We start from the raw sequence: 12303 nt of genomic DNA, 5'->3' as shown, positions 1-12303 counted from the left end.
GCGCCGCCCGGGCAATACACCGCGCAGGCGCGGGGGCATCCTGTCGCCGCCACCTGCGCCATCCCATCGCCAGGGCGGCACCACGCCGCCCAGACGATCACTTCGGCTGGCGCAGCAACCGGGTCAAGGACACCACCTGGGCATCGTTGCGCGCCATGCACAGGTAGCGGCCGTCCGGATGATCGACGATCAGTTCGGCGGCCTCGTCGTTCACCGGCACGCGCGTGACCAGCGCGCCGGATGCGCGCGCACGCCGATTGCAGGCGCCCAGCAGCCCGGCACCGTCGGCGGCGGCCACGGGCGCCACGTAACCGCGGTGCTGGCCGTGGTCGGCCTGGTGCCCGCCGTCCCCCGGCGTGTTGCGGAACACCGCGCGGCACCCGTCCTTGACCCGGACGGAACTGCGCGACGGCCCCCGTTCCGGCCCTCCACGCATTCGGTGCGGCTCAGCCGGCGCACGAGCTCGACATCACCGCGGGTGTCCATGTCGCACCCGGCCAGGGTGTTGCCCTGCGATTCGCAGGTCACGCCCCGCCGCAGACCGGCGCGTCGTGCGATCCGCCGCGCGCGTCATGGCGGCCGACCGAACACCCCCCGTTCGCGCCGCCCTGGCCGGTATGGGACATCTGCACGCCGCCGCCGGCGGACGTGGTGATCGACAGGGTCACGTCGCGGGCCGGGTCGTGCGCCTCGACGTAATCGTCATTGAAGCGCTTCAGCCGGGTTTCCTTGCCGTTGACATAAACCGGTCCGCCGTCGTCGGCATGCACCTCGCGTCCACCGGGGCAGGTGCCGTTGACCATCGGGAGGGCGGCCTGCGCCTGCAAGGCGCAAGGCAGCGCGAGCAAGGCGGTCGCGGCGAGCAGGGACGACGTCTTCCACGGGAAGCCCCACGGTCGGGTCGCGGGCGCTTACGCTGGCCGATGCAGGGCGCACTGCATGGAAAACATCACGCCGCGGCCGGCGGCGCATCCGCCACGCCGGCCGGTGGCTTTGCCGCCAGGCCATCCCCTCCACATCGTCGCGCCTGGCCGGGAGGGAAGGCCGGCACGCGGGGCGCCCACGTGCCGGCTTCCCCCCGGGGACTGCGCGCCGCGACGGCTCAGCCGCCGCAGCCGCCGCAGCATTCCGAAGGCACCCGTTCCAGCTGCGCGGCGGAAACCGGCAGGCCGCCGCGGCCCAGTGCCGGCAGCAGGCTGTGTTCGTCGAGCAGGGTGGAAATGCGCAGCACCCGGCTGAGCGGTTCGATATCCAGCAGCACGGATGGGTCGGCGTCCTGCAGCGCGTCTTCCAGCAGCTGCAGGTCCGGCGCCGGGCCGGACAGGGGAATCCTGAATTGCGTCATCGACATACTCCCGGGGCGCAGCACGCGACCGGCGACCCGCCCCGTGGCCGTTCCGGCGGCGGGCGACCGTGCCCGCCGGCCGGATACTGCGTGCCCGCGACGCGGGCCGCCCTGACCGGGGTCAAGCCGCGGCGTGATCGCCGCCGGCGCCGCTCACTGCGGCGCCGCCAGCGCGTCGTCCAGCGCGGACGCGCGCTGCCAGGCCGGACGCGCGCGCAGGCGCGCGGCGTATTCGGCGAACGCCGGGCGCTCGGGCAGGGTCTTGAACATCGTGCCCCACAGCACCTGGCTGCCCAGGTAGACGTCGGCGGCGCTGAACCGCTCGCCCAGCAGCCACGGCGCGGCGCCGGCAGCGGCCTTCTCCAGGGTGTCGGCCATCCGCTCGAAACTGCCATAGCCGACCATGCCGGCCTTGTCCGGCGGCGCCAGCAGGCCGAACGCCTTGGCGCTGACCGCGGCCTCCACCGGCCCGGCGGCGAAGAACAGCCAGCGGAAATAACTGCCGCGCAGCGGGTCGTCCTGCGCCGGCGCCAGCCCGGCCTGCGGGAACGCATCGGCCAGGTAGCCGCAGATGGCCGCGGCCTCGGTCACCACTACCCCGCGGTGGACGATGGCCGGTACCTTGCCCATCGGGTTGATGGCCAGGTAGGCCGGCGACTTCATGTCCTCGCCGTAGCCCAGCACCTCGGTGCGGTACGGCTGCCCGACTTCCTCCAGCATCCAGCGCACGATGCGGCCGCGCGATTGCGGGTGGGTGTAGAAGACGATCTCGTCCGTCGTGTTGCCCATGCGCCTGCCTCCATCAAGGGAGCCGGCAGTCTAGCAACGCGCCGGCATGCCGGCTCAGTAGGCGAATTCGCGGAACACCGGGTCGACGCTGCCGTTCCATGCCCCATGGAACAGCTCCAGCTTGCGCTCGGCGGCGGTCTTGCCCGAGTCCACGATTTCCTGCAGCACGTCGAGGAAGCGGGTCTCGTCCTGGCCGTCGGCGTTGAGCGCCGCGCGGCGGCGCAGGCCCTCGCGCGAGATCTCCAGCGCGCGCCGCGCCAGGTCGCGCACGCTGCCGCCGCGGAACGGCAGGTGCAGCGCCTGCCGCGGCACGCCGTCGCGCAGCGCGTGGCGCTCGGCGAGGCTGAAATCCTTGACCAGGTCCCAGGCCGCATCCAGCGCCGTGTCGTCGTACAGCAGGCCCACCCAGAACGCCGGCAGCGCACAGATCCGGCTCCACGGGCCGCTGTCGGCGCCGCGCATTTCCAGGTACTTCTTCAGCCGCACCTCGGGGAAGGCGGTGGTCATGTGGTCGGACCAGTCGCGCAGCGTCGGCAGCGCACCCGGCAGCACGTCCAGTTCGCCCTTGAGGAAGCGGCGGAACGACTTGCCGCTGGCATCGTGGTAGACGCCGTCGCGGTAGGAGAAATACATCGGCACGTCGAGCAGGTAGTCGACGTAGCGCTCGTAGCCGAAGCCGTCCTCGAACACGAAGTCGAGCATGCCGGTGCGGTCGGCATCGGTGTCGGTCCAGATGTGCGAGCGGTAGCTGAGGTAACCGTTGGGCCGGCCCTCGGTGAACGGCGAATCGGCGAACAGCGCGGTGGCGATGGGCTGCAGCGCCAGCGACACGCGGAACTTCTTCACCATGTCCGCTTCGCTGGCGTAGTCGAGGTTGACCTGGACCGTGCAGGTGCGGGTCATCATGTCCAGGCCGAGCGAGCCGACCCTGGGCATGTAGTCACGCATGATGCGGTAGCGGCCCTTGGGCATCCACGGCATGTCGGCGCGGGTCCACTTCGGCTGGAAGCCCATGCCGAGGAAACCCAGCTGCAGCTCGCCGGCCACCTGCGCCACCTCGTTGAGGTGGGTGCCGGTTTCCACGCAGGTCTGGTGGATGCTCTCCAGCGCGGCGCCGGACAGCTCCAGCTGCCCGGCCGGCTCCAGCGTCACCGAGGCGCCGTCGCGCAGCAGCGCGATGGTGTTGCCCGGCCCCTGATCGATACGCTCCTGCACCGGCTCCCAGCCGAAACGGGTCAGCCCGGTCAGCAGCGCCTGGATGCCGCGCTCGCCCTCGAACGTCGGCGGGCGCAGGTCGTCCAGGCGGAACCCGAACTTCTCGTGCTCGGTGCCGATGCGCCACTGCGGGCGCGGCTTCTCGCCGGAAGCGAGCACCTCCACCAGCTGCGAGCGGTCGGTAATGGGCGTATCGGCAACGTGGCTGGGGCTCGACAAGGGCTGGCTCGCAGTGTTCTGGCTGGGCGGGGAAATGGGGGCCTGCCCCCGGCATCACAAGAACCGGCCCGCAGTCCGTCGCGCGCGTCACCGCGTCCCGTCCAGCGCCGGCAAGGCGCGCATCCACGCACGCTGCGCCTGCCCGGCTCCGCCACGGGCCACCGGCCCTCGCCCGCGATGGACCGCGAACAGCTCCCGAGCGCGCACTATATCGCGGCCCCTATTGCCGGCATGTCGCGGTGGCGGTTTTCAGCATCCCACCGGCGGCGACTTGACCGGTCCGGCGCCGCGGCTGCGAGTCGTTTTCACCAACGGTCCACGTGCCGTCCTACACTGCGGCCATGAAACCGACCCGACACACCGAATCCCACCGCTCCGAACGTGTCGGCTGGCTGCGCGCGGCCGTGCTCGGGGCCAACGACGGCATCGTCTCCGTCGCCGGCCTGGTGGTCGGCATCGCCGCCAGCGGCGCGCCGGCCTCCACCATCCTGGCCACCGGCGTCGCCGGCACCGTGGCCGGCGCCATGTCGATGGCCGCCGGCGAATACGTGTCGGTGCAGTCGCAGGCCGACACCGAGCATGCCGACCTGGCGCTGGAACGCCGTGAACTGCGCGAAGACCCGCATACCGAGCTGGAGGAACTGGCCGGCATCTACCGGCGGCGCGGGCTGACCCCGGAACTGGCGCACGAGGTGGCCGTGCAGCTGACCGCGCACGATGCGCTGGCCGCGCATGCGCGCGACGAGCTGGGCATCACCGAGGAACTGCGGGCGCGGCCGCTGCAGGCGGCGCTGGCCTCGGCCGGCGCGTTCGTCGTCGGCGCGATCCTGCCGGTACTCACCGCACTGCTGGCCCCCTACGCCTACGTCGCGCAGATCACCACCGCGTCCACCCTGGTCGGGTTGTGCATCACCGGCGCGATGGCCGCCCACGCCGGCGGCGCCTCGCGCCTGCGCGGTGCGCTGCGGGTGGTGTTCTGGGGCGCGCTGGCGATGGGCGCGGCGGCGGCCATCGGCAATCTGTTCGACACCCACCTGGCCGGTTGATGATGGCCCTGGCGACGACGCCCGGCCCGCTGCTGCAACAGCTGGCGACGCTGGCCGACTGCCAGAACGCCGGGGACTATGCCTGCATCACCGCGCGCCGCGAGCACGGCGCGTCCTCGGTCGAGATCCCGCGCCCTCAGTTCGCGATCCTGCTGCAGGGACGCAAGCACGTGCGCACCGCGCAGCAGGCGCTGGACCTGGCACCCGGCGACCTGTTCCTGATCACCCGCCGCTGCCGGATCGACGTGGTCAACGTCCCCGACCCCGACAGTGGCCTCTATCTCAGCGCCATCGTGCCGCTGTGCGCCGAAGTGCTGCACGCCACCCGCACCTTGTGGAGCGGGCCGTTGCCCGAAGCCGGCCCGCCGCTGGCGCGGCTGCCGCTGGCCGCGCATGGCGCGCCGCTGCTGCATTGGCGGCAGGCGCTGGAACACGGCGACTACACCGCGGCCCGGCTGGCGCTGGCCTGCCTGGCCGTGGCGTTCTGCGCGTCCGGCCATGGCAGCCTGCTGGTCGCGCCCGAACCCGGCCTGGGCGAGCGCATCCGCGACCTGGTCGCCGCCCAGCCCGGACGCAACTGGCAGTCGCGCGATTTCGAACAGCACCTGGGCATCAGTGGCGCCACCCTGCGCCGGCGCCTGGCCAGCGAACGGCTCGGCCTGCGCGAGCTGATCGGCGATGCGCGGCTGGCGCAGGCGATGCAGCTGCTCTACACCACCCGCCTGCCGCTGAAGACCGTGGCCGCGCGCGTCGGCTACCGCTCGCTGTCCAGCTTCAACCGGCGCTTCCACGAACGCTATGGCATGGAGCCGTCCGCGATCGGCAACCAGTGACGGCGCGGCGGCGGTGAGCGGATCGCGCGGCATTGCGAGCGCATCGCAGGCTGGGCCGGGCGCAACATGGCGGCTCCGCGGCGCGATGCCGCCCCTGACGGAACTGCCCATGTCCCACGCTGCCCTTCGTCCCCTTGCCCTGGCCCTGCTGCTGGCCGCCGGCGGCGCCCACGCCGGCACCGCCCATGTCCCGCGCGCGCAGGTACCCGGCGTGTATCACCAGCAGATCGGCGAGGTGCACGTCACCGCGCTGTTCGACGGCACCGTCGCGCTGCCGCGGCAGGCACTGGCCGGCATTGACCCGGGCGCGGTCACCCGCCTGCTCGAACACGGCTACGTGCCCGAGGACGGCAAGGGCCTGCAGACCGCGGTCAACGCCTACCTGGTGCAGCGCGGCACACACCTGGCGCTGGTCGATACCGGCGCCGCGCAGTGCTTCGGCCCGGGCCTGGGCCAGGTACTGGTCAACCTGCGCGCCGCCGGCTACGACCCAGCCGAGGTGGACGACGTGCTGTTGACCCACGCCCATCCGGATCACCTGTGCGGGCTGCTCGACGCCGACGGCAAGCCGGCGTTCGCCAACGCCCGCGTGTGGCTGTCACAGGCCGATGCCGGTTACTGGCTGGACCCGGCCAGTGAAGCCGGCGCGCCGCAGTCGCTGCGCTTCGCCTTCCCGATGGCGCGCAGTGCGGTGGCGCCGTACGCCGCGGCCGGACGCCTGCGACGTTTTGTCGCGGGCGATGCCCTGCCCGCCGGCATCACCGCGCTGGACAGCCACGGCCACACCCCGGGCCACGTCTCCTGGCGGATCGACGGCGGCAACGGCCAGCAGCTGCTGGTATGGGGCGACATCGTGCACTTCCACGCGGTCCAGTTCGCGCGGCCCGACGCCAGCTACGAAGCCGACAGCGACCGCACGGCCGCCATTGCCAGTCGCCGCCGGCTGATGGCCGAGGCCGCGGCGGGGCGGTGGTGGGTCGCTGGCGCGCACCTGCCGTTCCCCGGCCTGGGCCACGTGCGCCACGCGGGTGAAGCCTTCGCCTGGGTGCCGGGCGAGTTTTCGCCGCTGTGAGCGACCGCCCGCGCCGCGCGCTGGCACCCCACGGTCCGCACCGCAGACCGTGGGCCCCGTCTTCCGTTTGCCACACCCCCCGCCTTCGGCGCGCCCCCTGACTCAGGGGCTTTGCTCCCGTCACGTTCCGGCTTGGCCGGGCGTGGGAGCAGCCGCCCCACGGGCGGGTGCGCGGCGCGTGGGGAAGGGCTGGAGTGCCCGCCTGGTGCCGGCGTTACAGGTCCAGCCAGCCACCGATCACGGCGCGGGCCTCGTCCACGCCCTGCCTCGACTCGCCGGAGAACGCCTGCACGCTTACCGAATCGCCGAACGCGTCGGCCAGTTCCCTGCGCACCTTCTGCAGTGTCTGCGCCTGCTGGCCACGGCCGAGCTTGTCGGCCTTGGTCAACAGCGCATGCGCCGGCAGGCCGCGCTGCACCGCGTAGGCCAGCATCTGCCGGTCGTAGTCCTTGAGCGGGTGGCGGATGTCCATCACCACCACCAGTCCCTTGAGCGCGTCGCGGGTGCGGAAATAGTTGTCGATGAAGGCCTGCCAGTGCGCCTGCAGTTCCTGCGGGACCTTGGCGTAGCCATAGCCGGGCAGGTCGACCAGGTGCGCCTGCGGGGTGACCTGGAAGAACACCAGCTGCTGGGTGCGGCCCGGCGTCTTGGAGACGCGGGCCAGCGCGTTCTGGCGGGTCAGCGCGTTGAGCGCGCTGGATTTTCCGGCGTTGGAGCGACCGGCGAAGGCCACCTCGGCACCCTCGTCCGGCGGCAATTGCCGGGCATTGTGGGCCGAAAGCAGATATCGGGCGCGTTCTAGGAGCTGTGACATGTCCATAGGATCGCACGCCGCGGGCCCCGCTGGCGCCCGTGCGTTGACCCTGCCATGAAACGGCGTGGATAATCCGGTCGATGCCGGCGCGGACCCGCCCGGCCCGTTCCACACGGAGCTTCTGCATGCGCCACGCTCGTGTCTTAGCCGTTTCCGCCCTTGTCATCCCGCTGATCGCGGTCGTCGCGTTCGCACAGAGTTCGGTCACGCCGGTGCCCGACAACGCGCCGGTGCAGACCGCGCCGCTGGAGATCGACCTCAGCAAGACGCTGCCCGGCGATGCCGAGGCCGGCGAAGGCAAGGCACAGGCCTGCGCCGCCTGCCATGGCGCCGACGGCAACTCCGCGGTGGAGATGTATCCGCGGCTGGCCGGCCAGAGCGAGCGCTACATCGCCCGCCAGCTGGCGCTGATCGCCGGCGGCCAGCGCACCGAGGGCGCGGTCGCCGCCATGTTGCCGTTCGTGCAGGGCATGACCGCGCAGGACATGCGCGACATCGGCGCCTTCTTCGCCCGCCAGAAGTCCGGCGCCGGCGTGGCCGACGACACCGCCATCGCCGACGGCCCGTACGCCGGCATGAAGTTCTACGAGGTCGGCCAGAAGCTGTACCGCAACGGCGACGCCAGCCGCGAGATCCCGGCCTGCATGGCCTGCCACGGCCCGACCGGCGCCGGCAATCCCGGCCCGGCCTACCCGCACATCGGCGGCCAGCACGCCATGTACGTCACCCAGCGCCTGCAGCACTACCAGGCGGGCCAGACCCAGGAAACCGATCCGTCGCAGTTCCGGATCATGGCCCAGGTGGCCGGCAAGCTCACCGAGCAGGAAATCCAGGCGCTGGCCAGCTACGTGCAGGGCCTGCACGCGCGCGCCGACGACGTGGCCGTGGCCGCCGCGCGTTGACCGCCTGACGGTCGCGGTCGCCACGGCGACGGGCAGTCGTGTTCCCGGATACGCCGACCCCTGTGGTCGGCGTCTCTTTTTCCAGTTGGAGATCCCGATGACGTATTTCGCGCGCTTGTCCCTGCTGTTGCTGGCCCTGCTGCCCCTGGCCGCCTGTGCCGCCGACGCCGCCGCACCGGTGGAAGGCCAGGACTATGAGCTGATCGCAGAACCCGGCCCGTTCGCCCCCCTGGCCGGCAAGATCGAGGTGGTCGAAGTGTTCGGCTACCCCTGCATCCACTGCGCCCATTTCGAACCGCTGCTCGAAGCCTGGGTCGCCAGGCTGCCGGGCGACGTGCGCTTCACCGCGGTGCCGGCTGCCTTCGGCGGCCATTGGGACGCCTATGCGCGCGCCTTCTACGCCGCCGAGCAGACCGGCGTGCTCAAGCGCAGCCACGCCGATGTGTTCAAGGCCCTGCACGAACGGCGCAGCCTGCCGATGCAGAACGTGTCGCCACAGGAACTGGCGACGTTCTATGCCGCCTACGGGGTGCAGCCGGAGCGCTATGTCGATGCGCTGCGCAGCGACCAGACCGACGCCAGGGTGAAGGCCGCGCGCGCCTTCGCCCTGCGCGTGCGGGTGCCCGGTACGCCGGCACTGGTGGTCAACGGCAAATACCTGGTCAAGGGCCGCAGCTTCGAGGACCAGTTGCGCATCGCCAGCGCCCTGGTGGAACGCGAGCGCGCTGCCGCCCGGCGCCGCTGAGCCCATGCCGGCGCGCTCCGGCGACCGGTTCAGCCGCCGCCGCAGATAATGTCATCATGCGCCCCGCGGTCGCCGCTGGCGGCCCGACGACCCGACGAATCCCTGCTGGAGATCCACCCATGAAGATCCGTTTCGTACTCGCCTTGGCCGCCCTGCTGCCGCTGATGGTGGCCTGCAAGGCCCAGGACGGCTCGGCCGACGCCGTCGCCCCGGCCGCCGAACAACCGGCCGCCGCCAACGCCCCGGCCGCCCCCGCCGCCGACGCTGCCGCCGAAGCCGCCGCCACGCCGGAAGCGGCCAGCGGACAGGCCGCCGCGCAGAGCGCGGAGAACACCCCGGTGCCGGCGCAGGCGCGCCTGGTCGGCCCCGAGCCGGTGGCCGGCACCGACTACCTGGTCATCGACGGCGGCCAGCCGATCCAGCCGGCGACCGGCAAGATCGAAGTGGCCGAGGTGTTCGGCTACGTCTGCCCGGCCTGCGCGCGCTTCCAGCCGCTGATCGGGCCGTGGAAGGCCGGCCTGCCGTCGGACGTCAACTTCGTCTACGTGCCGGCCATGTTCGGCAGCATGTGGGACGACTACGGCCGCGCCTTCTATGCCGCCGAGGCACTGGGCGTGCAGGAGAAGACCCATGAGGCGCTGTACTCGGCCATCCATGTCGAGCAGTCGCTCAAGGGCGAGCTGGGCCGCGATTCGGTCGAGGACATCGCCAACTTCTACGCCAAGTTCGGCGTCAACCCGAAGACCTTCGCCGACACCATGGGCAGCTTCTCGGTGGTGGCCAAGACCAATCGCGCCAAGCAGTTCGCCCAGCGCAGCAAGATCACCGGCACGCCGTCGCTGATCGTCAACGGCAAGTACCTGGTCAAGGGCAAGAGCTACGAGGACATGCTGCGCATCGCCGACCACCTGATCGCACGCGAACGCGCCGCCAACGCCAAGTAAGGTATCAAGGGCCTCGTCGACACGAGGCCCTGGTTCCACCGCCGTGAATTCCCCCACCCACACCCTGCGCCTGCTCACGGCCAACATCCAGGCCGGCTCCAGCACGCGCCGCTACAGCGACTACGTGACCCGCAGCTGGTCGCACGCGCTGCCGTCGGGCAGCAAGCGCTCCAGCCTGGATGCGATCGCCAGGCTCGCCAGCGGCCGCGACATCGTCGGCCTGCAGGAGGCCGACCCCGGCAGCCTGCGCTCGGGTTTCACCAACCAGACCCACTACCTGGCCCAGCGCGCCGGCTTCAACTACTGGAGCCACCAGCCCAACCGGCGCATGGGCGGGGTCGCGTCCAGCGCCAATGGCCTGCTCAGCCGGCTGGAACCGGTGGAAGTGCAGGATCACGCCCTGCCCGGCCGCATCGGCGGCCGCGGCGTGCTGCTGGCGCGCTTCGGCGACGGCCGCGAAGGGCTGGCGGTTGCCGTCGCGCACCTGTCGCTGGGCGTGGGTTCGCGCCTGTCGCAGCTGGATTTCATCGCCGACCTGATGTCCGACTACCCCAACGCGGTGCTGATGGGCGATTTCAACTGCAAGGCCGAGCGCCCGGAAATGCAGGTGCTGTACCGCAAGACCCGGCTGCAGCCGCCCGGCTGCCTGGTGCCCACCTTCCCCAGCTGGCGCCCGGAACGGGCGATCGACCATATCCTGGTCAGCGACAGCCTGCGCGCGCTCGAAACCGGCGCCGTCGCCGCGGCCCATTCGGACCATCTGGCGGTGGAGATGCAGGTCGAAGTCCCCGCCAACAGCCTGCGCTAGCGTCGCCGCACGCGGCCGCGCCAAGGGCCGCAGCGCCGACGGGGCCACTGTCCCGATTCCCCGCAGCGACGCAGCCGCGCCCCTGGAACCGGGTGTCCCTGCGGCGCATCCCCGGCACAAGGGCTACGCCCGGCAACGGCTCATGTCACCACGGCAGCCGCGGGCGGTGGCCGGCGCCGCGCGGTCGCCGCGCTCCCCACCGAGGCCAATACCGTGCAGCCGATCGCCAGCCACTGCAGGCCGGACAGCTGTTCGTGCAGCAGCAGCAGCGCCCACAGCGCGGCCACCGCCGGCTCCATGCTGATCAGGATGCCGAAGGTCTCTTTCGGCAGCCGCTTGAGCGCCATCATCTCCAGCGACATCGGGATCGCGCTGGACACCACCGCCACCAGCAGCCCGGCCAGCAGGATCGACGGCTGCAGCAGTGCCGTTCCGGCGTGGGCCACGCCCACCGGCACCACCACGAGCGCCGCGACCGCCACCCCCAGCGATACCGAGTGCCCGGCATGCAGGTGCCCGGCGCGCTTGCCGAACACGATGTACAGCGCCCAGCAGGCCGCGGCGCCCAGCGCGTACAGCACGCCGGCCACGTCCAGCGCCGGCCCGCCGCCCAGCGGCAGCAACAGCAGCAGCCCGGCCAGCGCGCAGCCGACCCACAGGAAATCGATCGCCCGCCGCGAGGAGAACATCGCCACCGCCAGCGGCCCGATGAACTCGATGGCCACCGCGATGCCGAACGGAATCGTGCGCAGCGCCATGTAGAACAGCAGGTTCATCAGCCCCAGCGCCAGCCCGTAGCGCAGGATCGCGGCGCCGTCGGCGCGGCGGGTATGCCAGCGCCACGGCCGCCACAGCAGCAGCAGGAACAGCGCAGAAAAGCCCACGCGCAACGCGCTGGTGCCCTGGGCGCCGATCAGCGGGAACAGGTGCTTGGCGTAGGACGTGCCGATGGCCAGCGAAGTCACCGAGCCGAGCACCGCCAGCGCCGGCAACAGCGGCGCGAATCGTGAAGTCTGCATGCGCGTAGTGTAGTGCGGCGGGCGCCCCCGGCCGCCGCACGCGGCTCATCGTGCGCCGCCGCGCGCCTGTCCCGGGCCGCCCGCCTTCGCGCACGGCCCGGGCACCCCTTCATCGCAGGAAGGCGATGCGCTCCATCCGTGCGTTGTCGGCCGCCGCCAGCACCTTGGCCATCGTGTCGTACTCGGCGTCCGGACTGGCGTCGATGCGCAGCTCCGGCAGGTTGCCGGCATGCAGACGCGCCTGCTCCTGCAGCCGCGCCTGCAGCGAAGCGACCGGCAGCGCCTGGCCATTCCAGGTGAGCTGGTTGGCCGCGTCCACCCGCAATTTGATCGGCGGCGGCGGATCCACGCGGGGGACCTGGCGGGTGGTGGACTGCGGCAGGTCCACCGGGATCGGCCAGGACACCAGCGGCGCGGTGACGATGAAGATGATCAGCAACACCAGCATCACGTCCACCAGCGGGGTGACATTGATGTCGGCGATCGGTCCGGAACTGCCAGCTGCACTGAATGCCATGCTCCGCTCCTTCGGCGAGGCGTTGCGCCCCGGTG

At 71.8% G+C, this 12303-nt stretch carries 15 protein-coding genes; 7 read left to right on the top strand and 8 right to left on the bottom strand.

Annotated elements, in window-relative coordinates; genetic code table 11:
* Window positions 1-97: 97 nt before the first annotated feature.
* The 5 genes from ACJ7VY_RS03030 to ACJ7VY_RS03010 all read right to left on the bottom strand — a co-directional run bounded on the left by ACJ7VY_RS03030 (window position 98) and on the right by ACJ7VY_RS03010 (window position 3568).
* Window positions 98-370: a hypothetical protein gene (locus ACJ7VY_RS03030; protein ID WP_409476836.1), complete on the bottom strand. Its 273-nt coding sequence runs from the start codon at window positions 368-370 to the stop codon at window positions 98-100.
* 154 nt (window positions 371-524) lie between these two features.
* Complete coding sequence (locus ACJ7VY_RS03025; RefSeq protein ID WP_409476340.1) at window positions 525-848, bottom strand: hypothetical protein; 324 nt, start codon at window positions 846-848, stop codon at window positions 525-527.
* 254 nt (window positions 849-1102) lie between these two features.
* Window positions 1103-1345, bottom strand: a complete 243-nt coding sequence (locus ACJ7VY_RS03020) for a hypothetical protein (RefSeq protein WP_240213438.1) — start codon at window positions 1343-1345, stop codon at window positions 1103-1105.
* A gap of 153 nt (window positions 1346-1498) precedes the next feature.
* Window positions 1499-2134, bottom strand: coding sequence for a glutathione S-transferase family protein (locus ACJ7VY_RS03015; protein WP_104938061.1), 636 nt, complete (start codon window positions 2132-2134; stop codon window positions 1499-1501).
* Window positions 2135-2188: 54 nt separating this feature from the next.
* Entirely contained in the window at window positions 2189-3568 is a 1380-nt protein-coding gene (locus ACJ7VY_RS03010) for a glutamate--cysteine ligase (RefSeq protein WP_409476339.1), read from the bottom strand.
* Between the two features lie 341 nt (window positions 3569-3909).
* On the opposite strand from ACJ7VY_RS03010, the gene ACJ7VY_RS03005 reads away from it, so the two are divergent.
* The 3 genes from ACJ7VY_RS03005 (at window position 3910) to ACJ7VY_RS02995 (ending at window position 6519) form a co-directional block, all read left to right on the top strand.
* Complete coding sequence (locus ACJ7VY_RS03005) at window positions 3910-4614, top strand: VIT family protein (protein ID WP_161613223.1); 705 nt, start codon at window positions 3910-3912, stop codon at window positions 4612-4614.
* Window positions 4614-5447 carry a helix-turn-helix transcriptional regulator gene (locus tag ACJ7VY_RS03000; protein WP_409476338.1) on the top strand — a complete coding sequence of 278 codons (834 nt, stop codon included), beginning with the start codon at window positions 4614-4616 and terminating at the stop codon, window positions 5445-5447. Before ACJ7VY_RS03005 ends, ACJ7VY_RS03000 begins: the two co-directional genes overlap by 1 nt.
* Window positions 5448-5556: 109 nt before the next feature.
* The gene (locus tag ACJ7VY_RS02995; RefSeq protein ID WP_409476337.1) at window positions 5557-6519 is read left to right on the top strand and encodes an MBL fold metallo-hydrolase; all 963 of its coding nucleotides are present in this window, start codon (window positions 5557-5559) and stop codon (window positions 6517-6519) included.
* A 214-nt stretch (window positions 6520-6733) separates the two neighbouring features.
* Here ACJ7VY_RS02995 and yihA read toward each other — a convergent pair whose 3' ends face one another.
* Window positions 6734-7333 carry a ribosome biogenesis GTP-binding protein YihA/YsxC gene (gene yihA / locus ACJ7VY_RS02990; protein WP_409476336.1) on the bottom strand — a complete coding sequence of 200 codons (600 nt, stop codon included), beginning with the start codon at window positions 7331-7333 and terminating at the stop codon, window positions 6734-6736.
* Between the two features lie 125 nt (window positions 7334-7458).
* Between yihA and ACJ7VY_RS02985 the strand changes: the two genes are divergently transcribed.
* The 4 genes from ACJ7VY_RS02985 (at window position 7459) to ACJ7VY_RS02970 (ending at window position 10732) form a co-directional block, all read left to right on the top strand.
* Window positions 7459-8235, top strand: coding sequence for a c-type cytochrome (locus ACJ7VY_RS02985; protein WP_161613220.1), 777 nt, complete (start codon window positions 7459-7461; stop codon window positions 8233-8235).
* A gap of 97 nt (window positions 8236-8332) precedes the next feature.
* Entirely contained in the window at window positions 8333-8980 is a 648-nt protein-coding gene (locus ACJ7VY_RS02980) for a thiol:disulfide interchange protein DsbA/DsbL (RefSeq protein WP_104938058.1), read from the top strand.
* Window positions 8981-9099: 119 nt separating this feature from the next.
* Window positions 9100-9924 (top strand): thiol:disulfide interchange protein DsbA/DsbL, encoded by an 825-nt coding sequence (locus tag ACJ7VY_RS02975; RefSeq protein ID WP_293760758.1) that lies wholly within the window; start codon window positions 9100-9102, stop codon window positions 9922-9924.
* Between the two features lie 70 nt (window positions 9925-9994).
* Window positions 9995-10732, top strand: a complete 738-nt coding sequence (locus ACJ7VY_RS02970; protein ID WP_104940113.1) for an endonuclease/exonuclease/phosphatase family protein — start codon at window positions 9995-9997, stop codon at window positions 10730-10732.
* A gap of 140 nt (window positions 10733-10872) precedes the next feature.
* Here the strand turns inward: ACJ7VY_RS02970 and ACJ7VY_RS02965 are convergent, their stop codons facing one another.
* Window positions 10873-11751, bottom strand: a complete 879-nt coding sequence (locus ACJ7VY_RS02965; protein ID WP_104938057.1) for an EamA family transporter — start codon at window positions 11749-11751, stop codon at window positions 10873-10875.
* Between the two features lie 109 nt (window positions 11752-11860).
* Window positions 11861-12268: an ExbD/TolR family protein gene (locus ACJ7VY_RS02960; RefSeq protein WP_409476335.1), complete on the bottom strand. Its 408-nt coding sequence runs from the start codon at window positions 12266-12268 to the stop codon at window positions 11861-11863.
* Window positions 12269-12303: the final 35 nt, after the last annotated feature.

The organism is Stenotrophomonas sp. Y-13 (genome assembly GCF_046267925.1).
Classification (GTDB): Bacteria; Pseudomonadota; Gammaproteobacteria; order Xanthomonadales; family Xanthomonadaceae; genus Stenotrophomonas; species Stenotrophomonas acidaminiphila_A.
The sequence above is the reverse complement of the archived record's forward strand: the minus strand, read 5'-3'. Positions and strand labels throughout refer to the sequence as shown.